Here is a 25,313-nt window from a genome sequence, read left to right as displayed (position 1 = left end):
CTTGCCAGGCGGTTCTCTAAGACCTGCGAAAGCATGATCACAGCAATGGCGATTACAGCGCGCCTCCCTCGGCCAGCGTCTGGAGCTGATCGGCCATCGCGCCCCAGCCGGCTTCGAAGCCCATCGACCGGTGGCGCTCCCACGCTTCATCGGTCCAATGGCGTGCCGCGGCGGTAAAACGGGTGCCATCCCCGTCTTGCGCGATCTCGAACAGGCCGACCATGAACGGCCCACTGGGCTGCCAACCCGCTGTAAAAGCATCGGTGAATACGAAGCGGCGGTTTGGCTCATAGTCGAGGACGACGCCCTCATTAAGGATCTCCTCACCGTCGGGGCCATGCATGACCACCAGGCTACGGCCTCCGGGGCGCCATTCGATCTCGCGTGCTTCGGCGCGCCACGGTCGCGGACAGAACCACTCCTCGAAGCGATCAACCATCGTCCGCCAGACATCCTCCACGGGAGCAGCGATGCGGCGCTCGACGCTGAGTTCACGAATATTGCTCATCGTTTCTCTCCTCGGCACAATAGGGTTACGTAGCGCTTCAGGTGCCGCACGCTCTCGCGCGCCGCTTGCGGATCACCAGTTGCCTTGGCGACGACGAAACCGCCCTGGAGCACCACTTGAAAGTGGAGCGCGAGGCTCGCTGCATCGACGTCGGCAACGCCATGATCAGCCAGCGCTTCGGCAACGTCGCCTTCGAGCGTGCGCGCATGGCCGACGATTGCCGCCTCAGCAGCGCGCGCAATCGCGGGGTGTGATTGATGCACCTCCTGCGCGAGCGTGCCAGCCAGACAGGTGAAGGCGTCAGTGCCGCCGTCGATCAGCGCCTCGCGCAGGTCAAGATAGCCCAACACGCGCGCCAGTGCCGCGGGTGCGCGATGATAGTCCGCATCGGCGAATAGCGGCGTGGTGATCGCCAGCCAGTGGCCGGCGGCGGCCACCCCCAGCGCTTCCTTGGATACGAAATGGTGGAAGAAGGCGCCCTTGGTGACCCCGGCAGCCGCACAAAGCTGGTCGACGCTGGTGGCCGCAAAGCCGTTGCGGCGGATGAGCATCACGGCTGCGTCCAGCAGCTTGTCGCGACCGCTATTGGAAGATCCTCGACTCGTCATAATGCAAACATACCAACCGGTCGGTATGCCGGCAAGAATCATTAAGACGGTGTTCGGAAGCGATAGTTGCAAAGGTCGGGATTGAAAGTCGGTGGCCCTATCGAATGGTAGGAGCTGAAGGGGGCGAACGCGTCGCGAATGTCCGGGCCCGGGTCCATGCACCCAGCCGTCGGGACCAGTAGACAGCTCGTACGATTCCGACCGGGATTGCCCGAAACGCTAATCAGCGCAGGTCGCTCTGCCGTTGGGGCCAAGGGCACAAGCAGCCACCCTTATAAGTGCGATAATGGCGGCTGCAGTGGGACCTGGAAGCCCATGGCTAAAGGGCACGGAAAGATCAGAATCGATATCTTATAACTCAGGCCAGTGGCGGATAAGCCGTGTACGTTCGGAAACTTCCCCCGATCGACACGGCCTATCCACCCACCGACGTAACTTACGTCGCCTGGTTCGACGATACCGGCTTGGCGGTGACGTCAAAGCGGTCGGCGTTCATGACCTTGACCCAAGCACGGATGAAGTCGCGCACGAACTTTTCCTCGTGACCGTTCTCGGCATAGACCTCGGCCGTCGCGCGCAACTGCGAGTTCGAGCCGAAGACCAGGTCGGTGCGGGTCGCCTGCCACTTCTTTTCACGACCGCCGCGATCATAGCCGATGAACTTCTCGTCGCTCGACGTGTCGACCAGATCCCAGAACGTGTCATTGTCGAGCAGGTTGACGAAGAAGTCGTTCGTCAGCTGCCCCGGACGCTTGGTCAACACGCCGTCGGGCGCATCGCCGAAGTTCGCGCCGAGCACGCGCAGGCCACCGACCAAGACGGTCATTTCCGGCGCGGACAGGCCGAGCAGCGAAGCCTTGTCGAGCAACAGCTCCTCGGTCTTCACCGGGTGACGCGTCTTCAGGTAGTTGCGGAACCCGTCGGCCTGCGGCTCCATCCAGACGAAGCTTTCGACATCCGTCCACTCCTGCGTCGCATCGCCACGGCCGCCAAGGAACGGTACCGCCACGTCGTGCCCGGCGTCGCGTGCCGCTTTCTCGACCGCTGCCGAGCCCGCCAGCACGATCGCGTCGGCCAGCGACATGCTGCCCCGCAAGTCGTTCAGCTTTGCCAGAACCTGGCTGAGCTGCTCGGGCTCGTTGACCGGCCAGTCCTTCTGCGGCGCGAGCGCGATGCGCGCACCGTTCGCCCCACCGCGGTGGTCCGACCGGCGATAGCTCGACGCCGACGCCCAGGCGGTCTTGACCAGCTGGCCGATTGTCAGGCCGCTCGACAGCACGGCGTCCTTGAATGCCGCGACGTCAGCGTCCGACGGTACGGTGCCTTCGGGGACCGGATCCTGCCAGATCAGCGTCTCTTCAGGAACCTCGGGCCCAAGGTACCGGACCCGTGGCCCCATGTCGCGGTGCGTCAGCTTGAACCACGCGCGTGCGAACGCGTCGTCGAGCGCCGACTGATCGTCACGGAAACGCAGTGCGATCTCGCGGAACTCGGGGTCCACCTTCAACGCCATGTCCGCGGTGGTCATCATCGTCGGCACACGCTTGCTGGGGTCGCGCGCGTCGGGGGCCATGTCCTCCGGTTCCGGGTTGACCGGCTGCCACTGCTTTGCGCCAGCGGGGCTTTCGGTCAGCTCATACTCGTATTTGAACAGCAGACGCAGATAATCACCGGTCCACTTGGTCGGGTTGTTCGACCACGCGCCCTCGATGCCCGAGGTCGTGATATGGCCCTGGCCGATCTCCTCGCTGTCGGTCAGCCAGCCGAGGCCCTGCATGTGGACCGATTCCGAAGACGGAGCCTTGAAATGCGGTGCGGCCTTGGCGCCATGCGCCTTGCCGAAGGCATGGCCGCCGGCGGTCAGCGCCACGGTTTCCTCGGAGTTCATCGCCATCCGCTGGAACGTCGCCTTCATGTCGCGTGCGGACATGAGCGCGTCAGGCTCACCGCCCGGGCCCTCGGGGTTGACGTAGATCAGCCCCATCTGGATCGCGGCGAGAGGCCCTTCGAGCTCGGGCATGTCCTCGCTGATGCGCGTCTGCGCACCCTCGTTGACCCAGATCTCCTCGGCGCCCCAGAAGGTGTCGCCCTCGGAGGCGAAGACGTCCTTGCGGCCGCCGGCGAAACCGAACACCGGTCCGCCCATGCTCTCGATCGCGACGTTGCCGGCGAGGATGAACAGGTCGGCCCAGCTGATGTTCTTGCCGTATTTCTGCTTGAGCGGCCACAGCAGGCGACGTGCCTTGTCGAGGTTGCCGTTGTCCGGCCAGGAGTTCAGCGGTTCGAAGCGCTGCTGACCCGACGACGATCCGCCGCGGCCGTCCGTTACCCGGTAGGTGCCGGCGGCATGCCATGCCATGCGGATCATGAACGGGCCGTAATGACCATAGTCGGCAGGCCACCAGGCCTTGCTGTCGGTCATCAGCGCCGTCAGGTCCGCCTTGAGTGCTGCATAGTCTAGCTGTTTGAACGACTCGGCATAGTCGAACTCTTCGCCCATCGGGTCGGGAGAGACGCCGTGCTGATGCAGCATGTCGATCGGCAGCGCGTCGGGCCACCAGTCCTTGTTCGTGCGACCGAGGAGCGAGCGGGCCTTAACCTCGCCGCCACCCTGGGGGCCCATTGGGCAACCGCTTGCCTTAGGCTGTTCGTAATCGGCCATCTTGGCGTCCTCTCCTAATGAGTTTTACCACCGTGATGGTAAAATGCCGGATCTCGGGTACATTTGTCCAATCGATTATACGGGCGACAGCTATCATCGTACTCGATCACAGAGGGCTGTGAGCGTGTCGTCTGACGGCGCGTACATTCGCGATGATCCGGGTCATCATCATCGTCAGGCCGACAGACGTCGCGGCAACTGATATGATCAAGGTGTCGCCAAACTTACATTTACTGCGGTTAGAGGATGGGCGTCTTTAGTCTGGTTCAGAGTTTTTCGTCGTGACCGCGTCCCAAGTCCGCCCGATAGATCGTTGGTTCGTCGGCCTCGAAAAGCGCGGCGTGTTCGCAGACCCGGCCAGCCGTGAGGGACGGGACTTCGTGTATCGCCGCAGCGCGGCGGGTGCATCGCAGCAACGTGACCTGCTCGTTCCGGCGTGGACCGAGAGCGCAAGACCGGGCGCTGGCGATCCCCGTCCGCACGACCCGATCAATCCGCAATACGACCCGGCAACGCCCTCGGCACCGGCCCCGATGCAAGGACCTCTGCAATGAAAACCGCGATCTACAAATTCCTGGGCGGCACGGCGTTTGCTGGCACGATGCTCGCGGTGTGCAGCACGCCCGCTGCAGCGCAGGAGGCGCGCAACGTCATCCTCTTCCTCGGCGACGCGGGTGGCCTATCCACGCTCAGCGCCGCTGGGATCCTGGCGAACGACCGGCCGCAATCGCTGTTCATCCAGTCGATGCCCAACGTCGCGCTGTCCGATACGTCCGCGCTCGATCGATGGGTGACCGATTCCGCGGCCGGGATGACCGCGATCATGACGGGTCACAAGACGAACAACGCGATGGTGTCGACGACGCCTTCTGGACCGGGCGGCCGCGCGATGCCGGTCAAGACCCTTCTCGAATATGCCGAGCAGCGCGGGCTGTCGACGGGTGTCGTCACCAACATGAACATCTGGGACGCGACCCCGGCCGCGACCTTTGCGCATGTCGCCGCGCGCGCGGACAAGGGCGAGATATTCCGCCAGATGCTCAAGCCCCGCTTCGGCGACGGCGTCGATATCCTGATCGGCAAGGGCCGTGCCGACGCCGTCGCGACATTCGCCGGCCCGGGGACGAGCGCCGAACAGGCGTTCAGGACCGCCGGCTACCGCTTCGGGGAGGATACCGCGCTGGTCGGCCAGGCACCCCGGACCGCGGTGCTGCGCGATGCCGACTTCGCGCCGCTTCCCGCCGTGGAGGCGACCGTCGCGCAGCTCGCCCGCAACCCGAAGGGCTATTTCCTGATGGTCGAATGGGACATGCACACCGACGATCCCAAGGCAGGCCTGCGGCATGTCGTCGAGATGGACGACATGATCCGCCGGATCAGCGCGGTTGCCGGCAAGGACACGCTGATCCTGTTCACCGCGGACCACAGCTTCGGCCTGCGGATGACCGGCGGCAAGCGCACGACGCCGCTCGCGACGCAATATGATCCCGATGCGAAGTCGGTGATCAGCGTCGAACCCGGCCATACCGGCGAAGAGGTCGTCGTCGCGGCGAGCGGCCCCGGTGCGGACAAGGTCCGGGGTTTCATGCCCAACACGCGGCTCTTCGACATCATGCTGTCGGCATTCGGCTGGAAGAAGGACAAATGATCCGCTCTCAGCCTGCGTAACGGCTTTTTTCGTTCCCGGATCGCGACGCGTATGACGAGGGACTAGCGGCCGGAAGCAGTCAGCCCAACGATGAATGAATGGACGAAGCTGGAGCGTGGGGTGAGGGCGCGCGTGATGTCCGGCAATGCGTCGTCATGCCTTATCCTCACCGCTGCAGCCGGCCCGAGCTGTCCTGCAACAGCCAGAAGCGGGTATAGCGTTGCAGGCGCGGGAGAATGATCCACTGCAGGGTCGCGGTGAGCAGCAGGGACGAGGGCAGGAGTTGCAGCGGCAGTGGTGCGTCCTTCAACACCGTGCGAACCATCATGCTGATGAGGAGGAGGACCGGGAACACCGTCAGCCATGTCGTCACGAACCGCTTCCACTTGCTGGCACTCGCATCGCTCGGCAGCTCGAAGGTGACGCCGTCGCCAGTTTCGAGCTGGCGGAGCGCGGTGGAGAAGCGGTCCGCGACGGCGACATGCGCGCGCATCTTGGGGTCGTCATGCCATGTATCGGCTGCGGCGCGATCGTCGAAGCGGAAGAGCAGGTGCTGAAAGCCGGCGGTTTGACCGAGCCGGATCGCAGCCCGATACCCCGGCGCCGCACGGGCGTGCCGGTTCAGTTCCTCCACCCAGCGTTCGAAATCCTGCTCGTGGCCGGCACGGATGGCCCGACTGGTGATGATCGTGGCGGTCTGGTCAGGATCGATTGGCATAACGGCGAGAACAGACGAGGCCGCCGGTACGTTGCGCGGCCGCTTCATGCATTTCGCTCGTGTCGACCCGCATCAGGACAGGCCTGTCAGCTTCAGCGCCTGACAGATCGTATAGCGCGTCACCGGACCGCCACGGGCCGCCGTGAGACCAGAAGCACTGCACGCGGCGATCAGCGCGCCAATCGTCGGGCGACCGTCACGATCGCCGCCGTCGCGGCGATAGGCGGTGATCGCATCCTGGATGCACCGGATCACCGGTTCATTCCGTTCATAAGCCCGGGCGCGGCGATCGCCATGCCGGAGCGCCATATCTGCGATGCCATCCATCATCGTCGACGGTCGATAACCGATTATCGCGACGGGATCATCATCGTCCGACACACAGGGCCAGGGCGTGCAGCCCGTGCCATGATCAGAACGGCGTTGAAGGTTTCCGCGCGACTTTATAATGGCACCGGACCGGTTACTTCGGTCACCTCGCGCCCGGCAATTGTGCCCGGCAGCCCGCATGCAGGCAGAGCGTCAGGGTCTTACGTCACAATGAATTATCGCCATTCCTTCCATGCGGGCAACAGTGCCGATGTCGTCAAGCACAGCCTGCTGATCGCGCTCGTGCGGGCCTTGCAGCAGAAACCGGGCGCGCTGACGCTGATCGACACGCATGCCGGCTGCGGGCTGTACGACCTTGACGGCGAGGACGCGCAACGCACCGGCGAGTCCCTACAGGGCGTGCTGCGGGCCTTTGCCGAGCCGAACCCGTTGCTGGACGACTACCGCGCCGCCGTGCAGGCGGTGAATTCCGGGACCGAGCCGCAATTCTACCCCGGCTCGCCGCGGATCCTCGCGCAGCTTCTGCGCCCGCAGGATTTGCTGATCCTGAACGAGAAGCACCCCGAGGACGCCTATACCCTGCGCGGGGTGATGCGCGGCACGCCCGCCGCGGTGCACGAGCGCGACGCCTATGAGCTTTGGCTCGCGATGCTGCCGCCCCGCACCGCGCGCGGCGTGGTGGTGGTCGACCCGCCGTACGAACAGCCCGATGACCGCGACCGTATCACCGCGACCCTCGCCGCCGCGCACCGCAAATGGGCGCATGGCGTGACGGTGATCTGGTACCCGCTGAAGGACCGCGCCACGCATACGCGGTGGACGGGGCAGTTGCGCAGGCTCGGTATCCCCAAAGTGCTGGGGGTGGAGCATTGGCTGTACGATGCCGATCAGTCCGGCATCTACAACGGCGCGGGCCTGTATATCGTCAACCCGCCCTACGCCTTCACGCAGGCGCTGCCGCCTATGCTCGAAGCGCTGCGCGCGGTGCTGGCGCCGGAGGGGCATAGCGGCGAGATCACCGCCGCGTGGCTGGGCGATTAGCGTAAACCCGCATCGCCCCGCTCTGCCCGGCCGCAAATGGCCGGGCTGCCAACGTCAAAAGACCGGACGTTCTGGCAGGCAATTCGCATCGTCGAGAGCGGCCGTCCGTTGAGTACGATCATTCCCGATTCTCCAGCTCCGGTCGGCGATTTCGGGAAGATCTATTGGGACCAGTAATCCGTGCCGCCGGGGGGCGCCAAGCTGCTGACGGTTCCGAAGCCGGCCTCAGGTTTGTCGTTGCCGAAGCGCGGGGGTTACGATCGCACGGCGAGATCGTTATAGGTCCGTAATGAAGATCGCTGCAATTTCCGACATTCACGGGAATGTCGCTGCCCTCGACGCAGTTCTCGGCGACATCGCCACCCGGCACGTGGACCAGATCGTGAACCTCGGGGACATCTGCTCAGGGGCCCTGTTCCCGCGGGAAACAGCCGATCGACTGATGCCTCTGGGATTGCCGACTATACGCGGCAATCACGAACGTCAGATATCGGAGCAGCCTCGCGAGCGCATGGGATTGTCCGATCGCCACGCCTTCGACCAGCTGAGCGCTGAACAGCGTGCGTGGCTGACGGCATTGCCCACGACCATGCGCCTGTCCAAAGATGTGCTGCTTGTTCATGGCACGCCGGACAGCGACCTGACCTATTTTCTAGAGACGGTGACGGAGGCGGGGCTTCGTCAGGCCACTCGCGAGGAAGTTCGACACCGTGCGGGAACTGTCGATGCGGCCGTGATCCTCTGCGGCCATACGCATCCCAGCGCGTGATGACGCTCGACGACGGGCGCATGATCATGAATCCGGGAAGCGTTGGTCTTCCGGCCTATGACGATGACCGACCCCATGCTCACCTAGTGGAAAGTGGATCGCCGCATTCGCGCTATGCCGTCTTGTCCAACGAAGGTGATGGCTGGGCGGTAGAGTTTCTGTCCGTCGATTATGATTGGGAACAAGCGGTCCGTGATGCCGAGGCTAATGCCCGTACCGACTGGTCCAGACCTTTGCGAACCGGTCGGGTCTAGCACGAGGGTATCGTATTTCTCGATGCGAAGTGCGTTTCGGGAAGCCGTGTCGCTTCTCGAAATCCGGTCCTTCAGGGAACGGCATCAGCGCCGAGCCTCCCCAAAGCCAATTTTCTGCAGTCGCCGACCAAGCGTCACGTGTGAGCTCGACGCCATCAACATCACCGGCATCATCGTCAGGCAGCGTATGCGCCGCCGGGTTATCGGTCGCGTCCTGAAGCCTGGCACCGAAGACATATCGCAGGGTCGGGTTCGTTGCCGGGAATGCGTGTTGGGTACATAGTTTTTCCCTTTGCTGCCTTGTGGGAACTTAATAGCATTCATTTACGCCATCGACGTATCTGGTCGTCAATGCCTTGACTTGGCTGAGAATTTTGTACGTAAACATGTCAAAAATCATGACATATTCGTTCGACGGCATGAGCACGGCGCTACGGGAATAATTGCGATGATGGTTGCGGCGGCAAACCGATAAGCAACATTCGCTAGGCAAGATTTCGAAAATATGGTGTGGATACGGCAACGTCGAGGAATGCCACGGCAATCATCGACCGTAAGTCTTGATCGAGGAATCCAATGCGCGCGTCAGTGTTACAGGCGTCCGCTGCGGTCGGAACCGCCCGGCGCGGGAAGCATCCGAACGCCCCGATGCGTGCTCGCCAAAGCAGCGCGCCGGCACCGAGGGGCCGCTCCGCGTTGCGAACCGCCACGTGCGACATTCGCGAACGCCGGCATCGTCATCCCGTGCTTTCGCGTCGGGCGGCAAGCACGGCCGACCGGGACGAATATCGTCTGCTTCTCAGCCACACATACGGTTTCCATACCGTCGTCGACCCCATGCTCGGTGTCGGCGGTGGACTGACCGGCTGCCTTGTCGGGGACATGCCCGAACCAGGACTGAGTGCCGGTGACTGGAGCCGGTGTGCCGTCGGGCTGGACACCAACCTACCCGACGCTGCCGTGCAGGACCCACCTGCGGCAACGGCAGCGGCGGTGTCGATGTTTGCGGCGTATGAGAAATGGATGTCGGCATGACGAAGCAAATGGACGGTGCCGTCGATCTGACCAACTGCGATCGCGAGCCGATCCATATTCCCGGCTCGATCCTCCCCCATGGTGCGATGCTCGTGGTCGATCCTGCAACGATGCTGGTCGAGCAGGTCGCAGGCGACACCCTCGGCCTGTTCGGCAAGGATGCGGCGTCGCTGACCGGGCAGGACCTTGCGGACATGTTGAATGCCGAGCAGCTTCAGCGGCTTCGCGAGTTGCTGCAAAGCTCCAGCCTCGCGCGCCCGCGTCACCTGCTGGATCCGTTGCTGCGGGTCGTCCCCGACCGCGCGATCGATGCCAGCGTCCATCTGAGCGATGGCGCGCTGGTGATCGAGGTCGAGGATGCCGACCTGAGCGACCGTCATGCCGTCGATCCGCTCGCCTGTGTCCAGGAAATGTTCGACGGACTTGGCGACGCTCCCGATCTCCAAGCCTATTGCCAACTGGCTGCCGAGCGGGTGCGGGCGGTCGCGGGCTACGACCGGGTGATGGTCTATCGCTTCATGCCCGACGATTCAGGCTGGGTATTCGCCGAAGCCCGGCACGACGACATCACGCCATTCCTCGATCTGCACTACCCAGCGTCGGATATCCCGAAACAGGCCCGTACGCTGTATCTGACCAGCTGGCTGCGTCTGATCACCGAAGTCGATTACACGCCCGCGCCGCTGCTGCCGTCGATCAATCCGCGCAGCGGCCTGCCGCTCGACATGAGCCACGCGACCCTGCGTGACGTGTCCCCGATCCACCGGGAATATCTGCGCAACATGGGCGTCGACGCCTCGATGTCGATCTCGATCATCTTCGAAGGCAGGCTTTGGGGGCTGATCGCCTGTCACCATCATACGCCGCGCCGCCTGCCGCGTCATCTCCGGGGCGTCTGCGAGCTGTTCGGATCGATGTTCTCGCTGCAACTCGAAGTGCGGCTGCGCGCCGAGCAGCTCGAGGCCCGGTTGCTGTCCCGCAAGGCGCTGTCCGGGATCATGCACGCGCTGGCGAGCGAGGACGATTACGGTGCCGGGCTGGTCGCGCAGCAGCAGCAGCTGCTCGATTACATATCCGCGGGAGGACTCGCGCTGCGGGTGGGGCAGACCCGTGGCGGTGTCGCCATCCGGGTCAACAGCGGCATCACCGCGCTGGGCAACACGCCCGATGACGACCAGATTGGCGCCCTGACAGACTGGCTGACCCAGCGCATGGGCACGTTCGAAGGGGTGTATGCCACGGATCGGCTGGGCGAAGACTATCCGCCGGCCAAGGCCTATGCGGAGATCGCCTCCGGGCTGCTTGCCGTGTCCGTCTCGCGCGAACCGCGCGACTTCGTGCTGTGGTTCAGGCCCGAGGTCGTCGAGACCGTGCAATGGGGCGGCGATCCGAACAAGCCCATGGAGGTCGGTCCGAACGGCATCCGGCTGACGCCGCGCAAATCCTTCGAGGCGTGGACCGAAACCGTGCGCGGCCGGTCGACCCCCTGGTCGCCGTCCGACAACGATGCCGCGTTCGACCTGCGGGTCTCGCTGCTGGAGGTCGTCCTGCGGCGGATCGATGCTGCCGCACGCGAACGGCTTCGCGCCTGGCAGCAGGAACAATTGCTGATGGCCGAACTCGACCACCGGGTGAAGAACACCTTGGCCAGTATTCAGGCGATGGTGGCGCAGACGAGCCGGAGTGCGTCCTCGCTTGCTGCTTTCACCCACGGGCTCGACCGGCGGATCCGGTCAATGTCGCGCGCGCACAGCCTGCTCACGCAAAGTCGATGGGAAGGCGTGTCGCTCATCGTGCTGATCCAACAGGAGCTAGATGCGTATCGGGCGGAGCATGCGAACGTCACGATCACCGGTCCGGATGTCATGCTTCTCCCCAAAGCGGCACTGGCGCTGTCGTTGGCGATCCACGAGCTTGCCACCAACGCCGGCAAATACGGGGCCTTGTCGGCCGCCGGCGGTCATGTCGACATTCGTTGGCAGTTTGACCCGCAGGCCGGACTGGAGCTGCGATGGCAGGAAAGCGGCGGTCCTCCGGTCAGCAAGCCCACACGGCGCGGTTTCGGATCGACCTTGATCGAGCGGGCCTTGGCGCTGGAAACGGGCGGATCTTCGACTCTAACGTTCGACCCGGGCGGGGTGGCGTGCGCGATCGTCATGCCCGCGTCGGTGGCGCAGTCTGGCGGCACCGCCTCCCACGCCTCTATCGCCCATGATGCCCCTGCGAAGGTCACAGACATTCCTACCGACAATCCGCCGCGGATCCTGATCGTTGAAGATTCAGCCATGGTGCTGATGCTCATCGAGGATGTGGTCATCGATTTGGGCTGGGACATTGTCGGTCCCGCGATGCGGCTGCCGGAAGCCTTAAAGCTTGCTTGCGAGGCGGCGATCGATGCCGCGCTCGTCGACGTCAATCTCGATGGCGAAATGTCGTGGGACGCTGCTGCCATCTTGCAAGATCGCAAGATCCCGTTCGTCTTCACCACCGGCTACGACAGCGCCACCGTCCTGCCGGAGCGGTTCGCCGGCCATCCCGTCCTCAACAAGCCGTTCTCGGCCGAAGACGTTGGACGCACGTTGCAAACCTTGTTGAGTCGGCACTGAGCGTGCCGCAGGTGCATGCCGGGTAGCGTATACTGATCGTCCATACCTGGCCGCGACCAATTGCGGACGCTCGTTCATGCTTGGCGACGCCGTTGAAAATTGGCGAGCATCCAACGATGATCGACTGCGGTTCCTGCGATTGCTCTCTTTGCAGCAAGCGCAATGTCACAACCGTCCGAGACTGTTGAAAAACGGCTGCTTATGAGCCGCGAGGTAGATGGCTGGTGACGTGGCAATCGGGAAGATAGGCTGCGTATCATGCTGGCGCGGCCGTCCGGGCCAGCAACTGGAGATTGTAGGCTGCGGCGGCCATGGTGAACTCTTCTGCGGCTCCGGCCAGACCTCGCAGCTTGAGCGTTCGTAGACCGAGGTTTCGTTTCAGGTGGCCGAACACGCGCTCGATCCGCCGTCTTCGACGCCGCGCCTGCACGTAGGCGTCGGTGCCGGCGAGGGCGCGGACGGTATCTCGAGCATCCTCGCTCACGAGGCGGGTGACACCGCGCTTCTTTCCGATGGTGCATTGGGGTTTCAGTTCGCAGGCGGTGCAATCGGTGAGACGGCTTCGGTAGACGCGGACCTGGCTGGCGCGGTTAGTGCCGCAATAGCCAAGCAGCTTGTCTGCCGGGCAGCGATAGGCGTCGGCCTCGCGGTCGTAGCGAAAGGCATCACGGGTGAAGAAGGCATCGCGCTGGCGACCGCGGTCGATGACCGGAATGTACGGCGTGATGTTTCGATCGACCAGCCAGCCGAGCAGCGGGCCGCTCCCATACGCCTTGTCGGCCGAGAGGCTCACAAGCGTAATGCCCAGCTTGGTCTCGATGCGTGACACCAGCGTCCGGGTCGCCGCCACTTCAGCTGCGAAGCGCGCAGGCGTTGCCTCAACGTCGAGGATACAGTCAGTGTCGAGGTCAAGCAGCGGGTTGATGGCGTAGGCGTACCGTGCCGGCCCGTGCTTGCAGGTGAGCGCCGCCTGCGGGTCCGTCGGCGAGATGCTTGCCGGCTCGACGGCGGCCGGCTCGTCCGGACCTGGCGGCAACGCGGCATCGAGCGCCGCGAGATACTCGGCGACGGGCCGCGAGACGCTCTCCCGAGCACGCAGTTCGTCAACTGCGGCGGTACCCTTCAGCTTCTTCTCCCGGCTGGCATCGGCCATGATCGTGCTGCCATCCACCGCCACGTCGCGCCCCGCCACCAGCCCGGCCGCGGCGCACTTGGCGACCACCTGCTCGAACAGCAGACGATGCAGGTCGCAGGCGCGGAAGCGACCGTGCCGGTTCTTTGAGAAAGTCGAATGATCAGGCACCCGATCGGCCAGATCGAGACGACAGAACCAGCGGTAGGCGAGGTTGAGGTGCACCTCTTCGCACAAGCGCCGTTCCGAGCGGATGCCGGACAGGTAGCCGACCAGCAGCATCCGTAGCATCAGTTCCGGATCGATTGAGGGTCGCCCGGTCGTGCTGTAGCTCGCCGCCAGTGCGTCGCGCACGAAGCCGAAATCAAAGAGGGCGTCGATACGTCGGAGCAGGTGGTCAGCGGGCACATGATCGTCGAGCCGGAACCCGTAAAACAGCGCGCCCTGCGCTACCTGCCGCCCCATCATGTCCCTACTCCTCGCCGCGTTGCAGGAGTGAATCACGGCGCCCGGGCGGTAGCAAGCACGCGTTTTTCAACAGTCACGGACGGTTTTGCGTCGCGGGCGGATGCCACATAGCGCACCTAGCGACACTGCCGCCGACAAGACGACCTTCCCGTCCATCGCTGTCGTATGCCGCAGCCTTGGGCGATTTCGACGGATTTTGCTCGAACGTTACGCCCTGCTCACCATCCGGCGAGCATTATATCGGGCACCTCCGACGCCAAGCGCGGATATTCCGTGAACCGATAGTGCGATCCGTCAGGTTCCCGAGGCCCAGCCTATCCGAAGGCTGATGCCGGATGTCGTACGGGCGGGGCTCAGCGTACCACGATGGAGGTCTGGCCAGCCCATGGCTAAGGCCAGCCGCTGGAAGGCCGCGAGATGCTTGTGGAATGCCGCGAAGCTGTGCACGACGAAGCATGCCTGCTCGGCCCCGTACTCCTGCGCGATGCTGATTGCATTCGATGCACGGCATAGGAGCTGGATTGGAATGGCGGGTCCGCGGTACCCTGCGAGGCCCAGCTGCTCGATCAGCAGCGCATCCGAAGCGCCCCCGTCCGAGACAACGCTTCCGTCGAACGGTACCGATCGGTCGCCGAACCCATCCTGCTTCTTGGCTTCTGAGACGACGATCCCGAGGCCGCATCCAAGGCGGCAGATCGCGACAGCATCGGGGATCGAGCGACTGCCGTCGACGAGCAGGCATTGCCGCTCGAGGATCACGTCCAGGAGCCGGACGCCGGCCCATTCCGGAGCTTGCTCGACGAGTTTCAGGACCGTTGCCGGCATACCATTGGCGTTCTCCCATGCAGCCAGCGACAGGCGTGAGGAGCCTTCCGGGCAATCTCGGTCGCTCGGCGATAGCAGTAGATGCGTCGCGTCGTTGATGCGCGGCATGATCGAAACTTGGCGGATCATGGTCATTCTGCGTGCTCTCCTCATGTGTACTTGATACACGGGGTTAACAATCCTTCGTACGTCTTCGCTTCCGCCAGCCGATCTTGCTGCGATCGGCGTGTGTGCGGCGGGTTGCAAAGCAGGCTTTGCAGGACCTCGACATAGCTACCCTATGACGTGCGTCGCGTGCGAGGACGAAAACTAGCGCGATCCGCCGGCCACCGAAGTTCAGTGTTCGAACTCTATTAAATCGTGCGGTCCCCGATCCCCCCAGCATCTAGGACGTGCCCGCTCCTGGCAAGCGCGTCGCAGCCGGGAAGGTGCGGATCTCCGAGGGCGTTTTCTGCGGCAAGCTCGCCGGCCGCCAGCCGTGGTATCCTACTCAGTAGCACAACGGACGATTTTGTTACGTTCTGGCACCCTACAGCCCATCCTGGCCACAGTCCTTGAGTGCCATCAATCTGCTGGTACGGATAGCGAACGGACGGATGTAAGGCCGCGGTTGACCAGCGTTCAACTTTCAATTGAATCCTCATGCGCTCACGCATATATCGGTCGCAACATGGCCGTCCCCTCTGTTGCCGCTGGCATCAAGGGACGGCCTTCTTCATATCTAGGCCGGATGCTTCCGCCTTATACCAAGCCCCACCTCAGTTTCACCGACCAGCTCGCCCTTCTGATAGCGCGCGGCCTAGTGGTGACAGATCAGGCCAAGGCGGTCCTCCATCTGGAGCGCATCGGCTATGGGCGCCTTACCCCCTATTGGCAGCCATTCCAGCAGCTCGTCCCTGATCCCAATGACGCGACGCGGACCATCCGCACCGAGCAGTTTCAGACCGGCGCCGAGTTCCGTCACTCCGTCGATCTCTACCTGTTCGACAAGCAGCTTCGTCTCCTTTTCCTTGATGCTGTCGAGAGGGTCGAAGTCGCGCTGCGCGTGGATCTCGCGCATGCGCTCGGTAAGCGTGACCCCTTTGCGCATCGTTCGCCCGCGTTCCTCGACGCTCACCGCGCGAACCAGGTGCAGCGGGGTGGCGGCACCCGTCACGCCGATTGGCTCACCAACGCCGATCGTGCGCTCGCCCGGTCCAAGGAGGATTGGGTCAAGGAGTTTCACGCCACCTACAGCCCGCCCGTGCCGATCTGGATGGCGGTCGAGGCATGGGATTTTGGCACATTGTCCTGGCTGCTCGAGATCGCGCATCCCAACGACCGTGCTGCCATCGCGAAGCGCTACAGCCTTCTCCCCAACACGCTGGTGAGTTGGATCAAGACACTGGCGTTCGTGCGCAACACCAGTGCCCACCATTCCCGTCTCTGGAACGCGGGCATCGTCAACCAGCCCCTCGTGCCTAAGCCTTTCGAGGCCCCTAGCCTCGTTCATATCGGGAGCGACCTAGAGCGCCGGACGCGTGTCTATGGCGCTGCGGCCGTGGCAAGCTATTTTGTCCGTCGGATCAATCCCGGCTCATCCTGGCCCGCGCGCATGAAGGCGCATTGGCACGCCTTTCCGGGGATGCCGTTCGCCGGTCCCGTTCAAGGGGGATTTCTACCTGGGTGGGAGGCCGAAGCCATCTGGAACTGATCTGAAGAAAAGCTGACGTGCCTCTGGAACCGCTCTTCACCGAAGAGAAGCAGAGAACGCTGAGCCGCCATCGAGCATGCTGAGCGGGGTGGGCGTGATCCATTCAGCTCCCAGCAGAGGATATGGACCGTAGAACAGGTCACCAAGGGCGCGTCGGTAGTGCGCGTTCCTCCAGCGCCGGCGACGATGCTCCGGGCCGTCATGGAGCATGTGGCAGCGCTGGCACAGAGCCGCCAGCAGGTGGAGCGCGCTGTCGCTGGGATCATGGTTGAGGTGCGCACAGGCCAGTACCACCGGGGTCCAGGCGCCTTGCAACAGGATGTTCTCTGTCGGCCGTCGCACGCGTCGACCTTGGCCGTTGCGCCAGCACTGCCGCTTGCGGTCCCACCATCTCCCGTCCCGGAGATGGAATACTCTCTGCCCATGAGGCCGCCCGCAATGCTCGCAAGCGCCCCCTGCCCGCACGAAGCGCACATGGTGCGAGAGCTGCGGCCAGTCGATCGGGTATAGGAACACATGCTCGGGGCGGATCGGCATCAGGCCTTCCCCTTCGGCGCGTTGGGCTGCGGAGTGGCCGGCATCACGGGGTCAATGCCGCGGCGGTCAGCGCCCGGTAGAGCGTGGCATGGTGGCACTTGAGCAGCTTGGCGGCTTCGCGCACCGAAGTGCCTTCGCTCACCAACCGCTCGCCTAGCGCGATCTGATCGGGGGTAAGCTTGGCTGGGCGGCCGAAGCGGACCCCCCTCGCCTTCGCCGCTACCCGACCGCTGCTGGTGCGCTGGTGGATCAGCTCGCGCTCAAACTCGGCGATGCCGGCGAATACCGTCAGCACCATGCGACCAGCTGGTGAGGTCGTGTCCGCCCAGGGCTCGGCTAGGGAGCGAAGGCCGGCACCGGCCTCCTTCAGCTTCTCGGCGATGTCGAGCAGATCGCGGGTGGAGCGCGCCAGCCGGTCGAGCCGCGTCACCACCACCGTGTCATCGTCGCGGAGCTGCTCGATCATCTTGGCCAGCTCGGGTCGGTCACGCTTCGCACCCGAGGCCTTCTCCTCGAACGTCCGCTTGCATCCGGCCTCCTTCAACGCGGCGCGTTGCAGCCGGAGATCCTGGTCATCGGTGGACACACGGGCATAGCCAATCAGCATGTCGCAAAACTGTATCAGAACGACAGTATTGTGCAACCGACTTTTGCGACATGAGAGTACGAGAGAACACGAGCGCCATAGGCGCTGTCGCGAAACTTAGCACTTCTGCGACAGCGGCTTGGCACGGCGCAGAGCGAATGCAACATTCATTACGATAGGAGAATGAATGTGGCGTTGAACTGGGTAAAAGCGCGTCGAGCTCCCTCCCGCTCGTGGTGTGTTAATCCGAAATCTATTAGCTTGATCGCCTCTGCGTTAACGGCGTCTCAGATTGGAGAAAGCGATTCCGCATCGGTCCAGTACAATCCTCAGTAGGAGCGTCGAGTAATTAACCAGCGGATATCTCCTACTGGCCCCTACCGTAGTACCTGCCCGACTTTCATCCGTGGTGAACGGGTCACTGATAGAGAAATGGAAAGCTGACGCGGCAATCCAGGCCGCGCAGACCAATTGCGCGAGTACGACAATAAACACCGTAAGCCGGTTAAAGAAGATTGCTAAACAATATTCTTTATTATTTATTGATTTATACTAGATATCCAGGCATTAAACTCAGCTTGACGGATCCAACGTGTTGCTATCCACTTAATACCGCCAGTAACCGGCAAACCAGCATGACGCGATAACGGATCCAGAGCGCCGTCTACCCCAGTGCTTGTGAATGCGATGATGTCCCCGGCACGGGGAATTATTCGGAGGTTGGCCAAAGGAAAGTCTGTCTCACCTCCGCCGAACCCGTCGTTCAAGTACGCGATCGCCGTTACGGTCCTCTGGTTAGTTGCACCTGGCAGGGCGTCGGAATGCAATTTGTACTCCTGGCCAGTTGCATACTTCAATATCTGCAAAGGCTCACCATTCTGTAACGGTGTCTGGGTCAGTGCAGCAAAACGGCGGTTCAACGCGGCTACTGGCAACGTCTCCTGGGCCGGACCAATAGTCGCGCTGAAAGATGTCCGGATAGGATGCGCGATTGGGCGATGTGTCACGGGATCCACGACGACGCAGGGTTCTAAAAGAGGATGTCCTACACCTGCGATGTGGAGGCATTCGGCCGGGGTCACGGCACCGCGGAAACGGACTACATATGGAGATTGAGAAAGCACCTCGGCCGGAGGCAGTCGCCGCGGATAGCCGTCGGAACCCAGATTCATCGCATGGATGATCTCGATGTGTTGCCTTGCTACCGGATCCGTCTTCGCCGCGGTCTCCAATAGACCGAGTGCGCTATGCCAGTTGCAGGGACCGCCTGTGCCATTGGCAGTCAACGCTACTTCCAGAAGAGCCGCATCAACATGCCCGATCTCCACCGCCCGGCGCAACGCAATGCGCGCACGCGATAGATCACGCGGTATCAGGTCGCCACGTAGAAGCCATGTGGCCAGCTCAGCCATAGCAGAAGCATCGCCGAGATGCCCGGCCTTCTCAAACGCCGCGATCGCCGGCTCAGGCTGACCGTTCTTAGCAAAGCGAAGAGCCGACGCGAATGTATCGGCATGCATCATGTCGTCACCAGTCAGTGAGGGGCGGGAAGAATCCCGCCCCTCTTCAGTTATCAGAATGTTGCCCGGACGCCGGTGAAGAAGCTCCGCCCAATGACTTCGTAGATGGCGCTATCAGCCCCAGTTGCAGTCGAACCCAGCGGTGGCTTTCGGTTACCGAGATTGTCGATACCGACGAACCACTCCATCCCCTTACGATTTGCCGTATCCGAGCCGAGTTGCACCGAAGCGCGCACATTGTGGTACACTACGTCTGGATAGCGTCGGATATCATTTGCATCGACGTTTTGCGCGGGGTTGCCATTGATTGGGTATAGGTTGGCATAGGCAGTCGTAAGCATCGGTCCAATATAATGTGCGCCATACCCTACGGTGAACTGACCAACGGTTAAATCGGCGTTGAACGTGAACTCATCTTTGGGAGTGCCCAGCTGACCAAGAATACGCGTCTCAAAGCTAGGACGCGTCGGGTCGGTAAAATTGCTGTTTCGAAGCTGGTGGGTGTAGTAACCTCGAACGTTAAGGCGAGCAGCTTCGCCAATTGAATGATTATAGTTCGCCTGTACGTCAATACCGCGGCGCTTAAGCGACGCGAAATTAAGACTTGCCTGGGTCAGTGATCCTTGAAGAATTTGCCCAGGTACCTCACCGTTTGGACCAGCTCCGCTCCCAGTGTAGCGCTGGAAGAGATTGCAGAACTGACTGTTGTCATAGCATAGATCAACAATCTGCTGCGCAGTCGCCGCTGTAATGACGTTTTTAACGTCGATGTCAAAATAGTCGATCGTCAAATCGAAGCCTGGCAGGAACCGGGGGGTAAGCACTGCACCCACCGTCAGCGACTTTGACGTTTCCTGCTCGAGCAATGGATTGCTGCCACTCAGGATCTCAAGCGAGTAGCCGAGATTGGTTAAGCCCTGGAATTCCGCGTTGTTTATCAAACCGCCGAGGGCAGCCTGGCAATTAGTGTTGCGCTGCGGAGTACCCGACCCAATACGACCTGCGTTGCATGGATCCAAGAAGCCAGGTGCAAAGTCCTGATTCGTTGGCGAAGCAGTGTCGGTATAATTGGGCGCACGAACCGCTTTGCCGTAGTTGGCACGGAAACGGATATCGCGGACCGGCGACCACTCACCGCCAAAGTTCCAAGCCCAAACGCTGCCAGTGGAGCCATATGCTTTGTTGTAGTGCGAATACCGTGCGGCACCACTCAGGCTGAGGCTATTGAAGAAGGGCATGTCCTTCAAGATGGGCACGTTCAACTCGCCGAAGCCTTCAGCGACTTCTAGCGTCGGTGGATCAAACGTCTGAAGCGCGTTTAGGAAGGTCAGCCCGTCTTGGACGTCCGGGTCCGCAACGAAGTTTGCATCCTCCCGGCGGTACTCGCCGCCGAGGACTACTGCGATAGCGCCGCCCGGAAGATTGAAGAAACCACCGCTGTCGACGTTCACAAAGCCAGTAGCGTCATACTGTGAAAGACGACCGCGGCTTCCTGAGTTGCTGACGATGTAATTGCGCGCGGCGGTGTTATCCAAGCCGCCGAACGCATTGTAAGGTACGCAAGCGGCGATGTCGCTAGCCAAGCGTGCAGCAGCAACGGCATTGCCGTCCAAGTCTGCAACCCCCCCTCGGGCCGCAGGGTCAAATTTGGAGCGACATTGAATGCCGGCGCCGGGGTTGTTCGGATCTATGCCAGCATCCTGCGCCAGCAGCAGCCGCTGCTGATTGACGTTACCAAGAATCGTGATCTTCTGATTTGCACGGCCGTAGTTGCCGGAAATCTCATAGTTCACATGCGGCGTTAGGTCCCCACGCACACCTGCAACGATGCGGTAAACCTCACGTACCGTGTCCTCGTCACGAATACCCAGGTCAGAGAAGTTTCGAGCGTTGGTAAAGCGATAGCTTCCGTCGGCAATCGCAGCGCGGTCTGCAGCTGAGAGCGCACCGGCACCGCCCGTCAAACTGGTATTACTTCCCGATGCGAGAATAGCGTTCGTGAGCGTCGTACGCGCCGCGCTGTTTAGGAACGGATTATCAAGGCGATAATTAGCTCGATAGTCGCTGAAGGTCTGGTTAAATCCCTGATTGAACGCCGGCCCCGAATTCGAGCCGACTGTATGCGCCCGAGCGTACTTAGCTTCAACGAAGAAATCAGCCGCATCGCTTACCTTAAAGTGTCCTAGCAAGTTTGCGCTGAAGCGTTCGTTCTTCGGCAAAACCGAAAGCAGACGATCCTCACGGTTGTTGTCGCCATTACCGCCAAGGAATGTACCGGTAGGCCCGGTGCTGATCCGGTTGCCGGTTTGCGGCACCAAATTACCGGCTGAATCAAAAAGATAATTACAGTTGTAGTTAGTACGGGCTCCCGTGCCGCCAGGGATACCCGCGCCGCAGGGCGCTGCGGTGTTGCGGGTCTGTACGACTGGTACCAAGCCGAACCGAGCAATCGTTGAGGACCGTATGTTACGCCCAAAGACGACGTCCGGAATTCCGTCGCTGCCATTCGTCAGTCCGGCACCATCGACGTCGTTGGTCACAAAGCCGTTAGATTGACGGAAATACGGGATCTGCGAACCGAATAAACGATCCTGCTTCGAGTACTCCAATGCCGCCGTGAGATTGCCTCGGTCATCGGCAAAGTTCTTACCTGCAATACCGGATATGTAACGGTTGCCGCCCGACCCAAACTGAGGAATGCTGTTGCCCGCGCGTAATTGCAGACCGTCAAAATTGTTCTTTAGAACGAAGTTGACAACGCCAGCGATAGCGTCGGAGCCATAGACGGCCGAATTGCCGCCGGTCACGATGTCGATACGTTCGATTAGGTCGGTTGGGATGGTGTTAGTATCCACCGCCGCTGCCGTATTCTGGATATCCGACGGCACGTGCCGGCGACCATTAACCAGCACCAACGTGCGTTGCACCCCAAGCCCACGAAGATCGAGAAGGTTGAGGCCTGCAACGCCAATTCCCGAGCCAGGATTCTGCTGCGAGAATGTGCTGCGGAGCTGCGGAAGATCGTTTAACGCTTCACCGACGTTTGGATCGGCCCTGCTGTAGATATCTTGAGAACGGATAGAGGCAATTGGAACAGTTGATTCCAGGTTCGGTCGCCGGATGCGCGATCCCGTCACGACGATCTCTTTGCTTCCCCCGCCAGGAGGAGTTTCGTCTACGACTGTAGGATCGCTACCAACTGCCGTGCTGACTTGAGTATCAGTAGCGCTCGCATCTGCAGCGCCGGCCGCGGGAGAGCCCGCGTTCTGCGCCTGCACATATGCTGGAAACAGGCTTAACGAGCTTACCAACGCCGTCGCTGTCAAAAACCGGATCATCACTACATCCCTGTAACGTACGACACCTTATGGTGCTCAGCCGCTAAGCTCGCCTAACCGCACGGGTTTATAAAGCTCGGAAAGTGCTGTCGGTAATTTATTCCGGCCGGTGTCATCTAAATGACACATGTTGACCAAACTCGGCAACATCTCTTAATATCGTGACAATGTTGAGACACTTAGTGATGTTATGTAAGGAAAATCTGGTATTTTGTGTTAATTCGCTCAGACCCTGCCCACCTGCTCATAGCGAGCGTCAGAACGCTATACCAGAATGGCGATCATCCCGCCCCTTTCTAGGCCACTTTGAATGGATCAGGCCTGTTGAAGACGCATTGTGTTCATGTTGGACCATTAGAAGTACGCGACCCCTGATCGTAACCCAGGCTTGGCCAGGCATGGTTCTCACTTGTGTATCTTATGATAGTGTCGGGACGATTGGCCGAGCGTGGCGCCGTATTGATCGTTTTTGCGCGTGGGCTGCTCATTCTATCGCGCTGCAACGCCTCTCTGAATTAGAGAAATGTTCATGGAAAATCCGCGACTCGATGTTAAGTCAGTAGATGTTAATTTGCGAGACTCGTGTTCTAACCACGTCAAAACTGTGTTGATATGCAGTAAATTGGACGATTGCGAGCTGCTTAAAAGCACATTAGACCGATATGGTTTTATTGTTGAACATACCACGGACATATCATATGTTGTAAGCGTCGCTTACTCGTTAACAGTTGATATTATGATCGTCGACGGCCCGTCTCTATATTCAGATACGGCGTCGGTGATTGGGCGCCTGTTATTAGTCAACGATCGGCCCGGTATAATTGTGCGATCGAGTTCAAACGATGACGTAGATCGGATAGTTGCGCTCGATATGGGAGCGGACGATTGTGTCGATGTATCGTGCAGCGCTCGTGAGATCAGTGCGCGAGCAGCCGCCATTACTCGCCGGACCTCAGTAAGACCCGAGGTAAAGCGTAAATTGGGAAGCCTTGAGTTCGCTGGCTGGGAGCTTCAGGCGGACAGGCGACAGCTGCTTACGCCTACTAAGAACATAATACACTTAACAAGTGCCGAATACTCAATTCTAAGGTGCCTTTTAAGCAATCCTGGGTTCGTTCGAAGCCGGTCAGACTTACGTTATTTTCCTAATAAGAGTAATGATGATGACGGTCGTCCGCGAATGATGGACGTATTGGTAAGTCGTCTTCGTAAAAAGATGATGAGTTATGGTGATGAAAACGTCATTGAGACTGTTCGGGGACTTGGATACAGGTTGATTACGCGATAGCGGCGCATCGCTTCATTTATATAGGCGGTGCTGGAAGAGGGGGTAAGCAAACTGCTTCGCTATTGATCATCTCCAAAATTCACCACGCAACCGGCGAAGCATTGCCAGGCGTCAGTATTGACTCCGGTTGAGTGGGAAATAATATCTTAGACTCTGGGGCCGCCAGCCGATCCGGTCGAACTCGCGAGACATGCCTGCATCATCCAGCACGGCCTGTCTGGTTGCGAGAGCTGGCGCTTCACGCACGGTCAGACTGGTGCTGCCGTTGCCGTTTCCGCAAAGCTCTCGATCAACTCAGCGCCAGGCGTGCTGGCAGCGGCAGTTGCGGGCATGGGTATCGCGCTCGCGACTCACATCATGGCCGGCGAGCAACTGGGAACCGGGCAGCTCCCCCAGTTGCTCGAAGCCTGGCAGCTCGCGCTAGCCGAGGTCCATGCCATCTTTCCGGCTGGTCCACAGCTTTTAGCAAAGGTCATGGCGATCGTAGATCACCTCGGCGAGGCACTAAGCAAACCATAGCGTCTTGGCGAGGTGCCGCCTGAGAAAGGAGCGTACCACATTTCTGGCAGATGCTGCCTTTCTCGAAATAGCATCCTTTATGGCAACGCCGGCCGCGCTCGGCTACGTCAGCTATCCGCCTCCGCTTGCCCGAAAGCGGACGGACGGCTCACCACCAAGATGCGACATTCCGCTGTCGCAAAAGCGGCGACATTCGCAACGTCAGAAACTTAGCACATTTGCAACGCGACCGTTTCGTTACCACTTCCCGATTCTCCGTCTCCACCGCCCATTTTGGGCAAGTAAATTCGGGAACTGGTTTCGCAAAGCGACTTTGGAGCCATTGGAATAGATAATCGCCGCCTCGTCGTTCTGGCTCGGATTTCGTTTTACACCGGACCGCCGTTTCTCACTCGATCGGTTTGAATTCGATCTCAACACGCCGCGCTGCGGGTGATGCAATAATTTCTGGAACAGCAGTTGTAACGGGTGGTCGATCGGAGCCTACCTCCATGGTGAGGATACGATTTTCTGGAATGCCTCGCTCGACTAATGCCGCTTTCACAGACTTGTTGCGGCTCTCACCGGAGATGATCTTGGGGGTCAGCTCGTCGTGATAGCCGCGGCCTTGAAGATAGAGATCGTAGCCTTTTCGGCTGTGATATGCTTTCGCAACTAGGTTCAATACCGAGGCTGACTCCGGTGTGATTGATGCCTTGTCCCAATCAAAGAACACGATGAACTTACCGGGCGCGGGTTGCTCAGCCGGCCTGATAGGTGGCGGTGGCTTCGGCTCCTCACTCCCCGCCACAATCTGAACAATAAAAGGTACGGTGCCTAGGGCAGCGAGCACGACAAGGAACACGATCAACCGGATTGAGACGTGATCCTTACCGAACCACCGAGCGGCGAGATACGCTACAATGATCGCCGCGAGAGCCATGAACGCGAGGGGGCCCGCGCCAGCTTTCTCTATGATCCCAGCCAACGCATTCAGGATGTCAGCCAAATATTTCATGTGACGATCCGCCCATGCAACGCCAACGACTTTAGAGCAGATCGCTTTTAAGGGCGCAAATAGCGATGTTGCGGAGATATCGATGCGGATCCGTGTTTTCGAAGCGCCAAAGGGGGATATATGCCTGCCTTCCTCGATTGGGCTGTCGTAATACCCTTCCGACGTTAGGACCGTCCGCGTCCACTGTCCGTTCGATTCTAGCGTACGTAAACTTCACTTTCGTGCAGTGAC

Annotated in this window: 19 protein-coding genes; 8 read left to right on the top strand and 11 right to left on the bottom strand. The window is 60.9% G+C overall.

Annotation, left to right across the window (positions count from 1 at the left end; all coding sequences use genetic code 11):
* Positions 1-52: 52 nt before the first annotated feature.
* From C8J24_RS03340 to katG, 3 genes are all read right to left on the bottom strand, one after another.
* Positions 53-508 (bottom strand): SRPBCC domain-containing protein, encoded by a 456-nt coding sequence (locus tag C8J24_RS03340; protein WP_031393620.1) that lies wholly within the window; start codon positions 506-508, stop codon positions 53-55.
* Positions 505-1,116, bottom strand: coding sequence for a TetR/AcrR family transcriptional regulator (locus tag C8J24_RS03335; RefSeq protein ID WP_107930280.1), 612 nt, complete (start codon positions 1,114-1,116; stop codon positions 505-507). Before C8J24_RS03335 ends, C8J24_RS03340 begins: the two co-directional genes overlap by 4 nt.
* 436 nt (positions 1,117-1,552) lie before the next feature.
* Positions 1,553-3,739 carry a catalase/peroxidase HPI gene (katG, locus tag C8J24_RS03330; protein WP_244180385.1) on the bottom strand — a complete coding sequence of 729 codons (2,187 nt, stop codon included), beginning with the start codon at positions 3,737-3,739 and terminating at the stop codon, positions 1,553-1,555.
* A 589-nt stretch (positions 3,740-4,328) separates the two neighbouring features.
* On the opposite strand from katG, the gene C8J24_RS03325 reads away from it, so the two are divergent.
* Positions 4,329-5,426 carry an alkaline phosphatase gene (locus C8J24_RS03325; RefSeq protein ID WP_107930276.1) on the top strand — a complete coding sequence of 366 codons (1,098 nt, stop codon included), beginning with the start codon at positions 4,329-4,331 and terminating at the stop codon, positions 5,424-5,426.
* 166 nt (positions 5,427-5,592) lie between these two features.
* Here the strand turns inward: C8J24_RS03325 and C8J24_RS03320 are convergent, their stop codons facing one another.
* Together C8J24_RS03320 and C8J24_RS03315 are read right to left on the bottom strand one after the other, a co-directional pair.
* On the bottom strand, positions 5,593-6,192 hold the full coding sequence (locus C8J24_RS03320; protein WP_146163630.1) for an antibiotic biosynthesis monooxygenase: 600 nt from the start codon (positions 6,190-6,192) through the stop codon (positions 5,593-5,595).
* Positions 6,193-6,216: 24 nt separating this feature from the next.
* Entirely contained in the window at positions 6,217-6,474 is a 258-nt protein-coding gene (locus C8J24_RS03315; protein ID WP_146163629.1) for a hypothetical protein, read from the bottom strand.
* A 210-nt stretch (positions 6,475-6,684) separates the two neighbouring features.
* Between C8J24_RS03315 and C8J24_RS03310 the strand changes: the two genes are divergently transcribed.
* The 4 genes from C8J24_RS03310 (at position 6,685) to C8J24_RS03295 (ending at position 12,179) form a co-directional block, all read left to right on the top strand.
* The gene (locus tag C8J24_RS03310) at positions 6,685-7,515 is read left to right on the top strand and encodes a 23S rRNA (adenine(2030)-N(6))-methyltransferase RlmJ (RefSeq protein WP_056407331.1); all 831 of its coding nucleotides are present in this window, start codon (positions 6,685-6,687) and stop codon (positions 7,513-7,515) included.
* A gap of 289 nt (positions 7,516-7,804) precedes the next feature.
* A complete protein-coding gene (locus tag C8J24_RS03305; protein WP_338110774.1) occupies positions 7,805-8,284 on the top strand; it encodes a metallophosphoesterase family protein in 480 nt (159 codons plus the stop codon).
* Entirely contained in the window at positions 8,281-8,538 is a 258-nt protein-coding gene (locus C8J24_RS18010; protein ID WP_338110773.1) for a hypothetical protein, read from the top strand. Before C8J24_RS03305 ends, C8J24_RS18010 begins: the two co-directional genes overlap by 4 nt.
* A 1,031-nt stretch (positions 8,539-9,569) precedes the next feature.
* Entirely contained in the window at positions 9,570-12,179 is a 2,610-nt protein-coding gene (locus tag C8J24_RS03295) for an HWE histidine kinase domain-containing protein (protein ID WP_107931427.1), read from the top strand.
* Positions 12,180-12,435: 256 nt separating this feature from the next.
* On the opposite strand, the gene C8J24_RS03290 is transcribed toward C8J24_RS03295, so the two are convergent.
* Both C8J24_RS03290 and C8J24_RS03285 read right to left on the bottom strand, forming a co-directional pair.
* On the bottom strand, positions 12,436-13,779 hold the full coding sequence (locus tag C8J24_RS03290; protein ID WP_107930187.1) for an IS1182 family transposase: 1,344 nt from the start codon (positions 13,777-13,779) through the stop codon (positions 12,436-12,438).
* A gap of 294 nt (positions 13,780-14,073) precedes the next feature.
* Positions 14,074-14,739, bottom strand: a complete 666-nt coding sequence (locus C8J24_RS03285) for a DUF6946 family protein (RefSeq protein WP_146163628.1) — start codon at positions 14,737-14,739, stop codon at positions 14,074-14,076.
* Between the two features lie 535 nt (positions 14,740-15,274).
* Here C8J24_RS03285 and C8J24_RS03280 point away from each other — a divergent pair.
* Positions 15,275-16,297: an Abi family protein gene (locus C8J24_RS03280; RefSeq protein ID WP_244180384.1), complete on the top strand. Its 1,023-nt coding sequence runs from the start codon at positions 15,275-15,277 to the stop codon at positions 16,295-16,297.
* Positions 16,298-16,877: 580 nt separating this feature from the next.
* On the opposite strand, the gene C8J24_RS03270 is transcribed toward C8J24_RS03280, so the two are convergent.
* From C8J24_RS03270 to C8J24_RS03260, 3 genes are all read right to left on the bottom strand, one after another.
* Positions 16,878-17,441 carry a recombinase family protein gene (locus tag C8J24_RS03270; protein WP_107930268.1) on the bottom strand — a complete coding sequence of 188 codons (564 nt, stop codon included), beginning with the start codon at positions 17,439-17,441 and terminating at the stop codon, positions 16,878-16,880.
* A gap of 518 nt (positions 17,442-17,959) precedes the next feature.
* On the bottom strand, positions 17,960-18,943 hold the full coding sequence (locus tag C8J24_RS03265) for a 2OG-Fe(II) oxygenase (RefSeq protein ID WP_107930266.1): 984 nt from the start codon (positions 18,941-18,943) through the stop codon (positions 17,960-17,962).
* Positions 18,944-18,993: 50 nt separating this feature from the next.
* Positions 18,994-22,278: a TonB-dependent receptor domain-containing protein gene (locus tag C8J24_RS03260; protein ID WP_107930265.1), complete on the bottom strand. Its 3,285-nt coding sequence runs from the start codon at positions 22,276-22,278 to the stop codon at positions 18,994-18,996.
* A 523-nt stretch (positions 22,279-22,801) separates the two neighbouring features.
* Here C8J24_RS03260 and C8J24_RS18050 point away from each other — a divergent pair.
* Positions 22,802-23,566, top strand: coding sequence for a winged helix-turn-helix domain-containing protein (locus C8J24_RS18050; protein WP_107930262.1), 765 nt, complete (start codon positions 22,802-22,804; stop codon positions 23,564-23,566).
* A 153-nt stretch (positions 23,567-23,719) separates the two neighbouring features.
* Positions 23,720-24,085: a LysR substrate-binding domain-containing protein gene (locus C8J24_RS03250; RefSeq protein WP_107930260.1), complete on the top strand. Its 366-nt coding sequence runs from the start codon at positions 23,720-23,722 to the stop codon at positions 24,083-24,085.
* A gap of 388 nt (positions 24,086-24,473) precedes the next feature.
* Here C8J24_RS03250 and C8J24_RS03245 read toward each other — a convergent pair whose 3' ends face one another.
* Positions 24,474-25,082 carry an OmpA family protein gene (locus tag C8J24_RS03245; protein ID WP_107930258.1) on the bottom strand — a complete coding sequence of 203 codons (609 nt, stop codon included), beginning with the start codon at positions 25,080-25,082 and terminating at the stop codon, positions 24,474-24,476.
* Between the last annotated feature and the right edge of the window lie 231 nt (positions 25,083-25,313).

This window comes from Sphingomonas aerolata (assembly GCF_003046295.1).
In the GTDB taxonomy this organism is placed as follows: Bacteria; Pseudomonadota; Alphaproteobacteria; order Sphingomonadales; family Sphingomonadaceae; genus Sphingomonas; species Sphingomonas aerolata.
The sequence above is the reverse complement of the archived record's forward strand: the minus strand, read 5'-3'. Positions and strand labels throughout refer to the sequence as shown.

Coding starts and splice junctions, on each gene's coding strand:
- C8J24_RS18050 (WP_107930262.1), top strand. CDS start 22,802: ATGTTCATGGAAAATCCGCGACTCGATGTTAAGTCAGTAGATGTTAAT.
- katG (WP_244180385.1), bottom strand. CDS start 3,739: ATGGGCCCCCAGGGTGGCGGCGAGGTTAAGGCCCGCTCGCTCCTCGGT.
- C8J24_RS03335 (WP_107930280.1), bottom strand. CDS start 1,116: ATGACGAGTCGAGGATCTTCCAATAGCGGTCGCGACAAGCTGCTGGAC.
- C8J24_RS03280 (WP_244180384.1), top strand. CDS start 15,275: ATGGCCGTCCCCTCTGTTGCCGCTGGCATCAAGGGACGGCCTTCTTCA.
- C8J24_RS03245 (WP_107930258.1), bottom strand. CDS start 25,082: ATGAAATATTTGGCTGACATCCTGAATGCGTTGGCTGGGATCATAGAG.
- C8J24_RS03290 (WP_107930187.1), bottom strand. CDS start 13,779: ATGATGGGGCGGCAGGTAGCGCAGGGCGCGCTGTTTTACGGGTTCCGG.
- C8J24_RS03295 (WP_107931427.1), top strand. CDS start 9,570: ATGACGAAGCAAATGGACGGTGCCGTCGATCTGACCAACTGCGATCGC.
- C8J24_RS03315 (WP_146163629.1), bottom strand. CDS start 6,474: ATGATGGATGGCATCGCAGATATGGCGCTCCGGCATGGCGATCGCCGC.
- C8J24_RS03260 (WP_107930265.1), bottom strand. CDS start 22,278: ATGATCCGGTTTTTGACAGCGACGGCGTTGGTAAGCTCGTTAAGCCTG.
- C8J24_RS03305 (WP_338110774.1), top strand. CDS start 7,805: ATGAAGATCGCTGCAATTTCCGACATTCACGGGAATGTCGCTGCCCTC.
- C8J24_RS03265 (WP_107930266.1), bottom strand. CDS start 18,943: ATGATGCATGCCGATACATTCGCGTCGGCTCTTCGCTTTGCTAAGAAC.
- C8J24_RS03310 (WP_056407331.1), top strand. CDS start 6,685: ATGAATTATCGCCATTCCTTCCATGCGGGCAACAGTGCCGATGTCGTC.
- C8J24_RS03325 (WP_107930276.1), top strand. CDS start 4,329: ATGAAAACCGCGATCTACAAATTCCTGGGCGGCACGGCGTTTGCTGGC.
- C8J24_RS03340 (WP_031393620.1), bottom strand. CDS start 508: ATGAGCAATATTCGTGAACTCAGCGTCGAGCGCCGCATCGCTGCTCCC.
- C8J24_RS03285 (WP_146163628.1), bottom strand. CDS start 14,739: ATGACCATGATCCGCCAAGTTTCGATCATGCCGCGCATCAACGACGCG.
- C8J24_RS03320 (WP_146163630.1), bottom strand. CDS start 6,192: ATGAAGCGGCCGCGCAACGTACCGGCGGCCTCGTCTGTTCTCGCCGTT.
- C8J24_RS03270 (WP_107930268.1), bottom strand. CDS start 17,441: ATGCTGATTGGCTATGCCCGTGTGTCCACCGATGACCAGGATCTCCGG.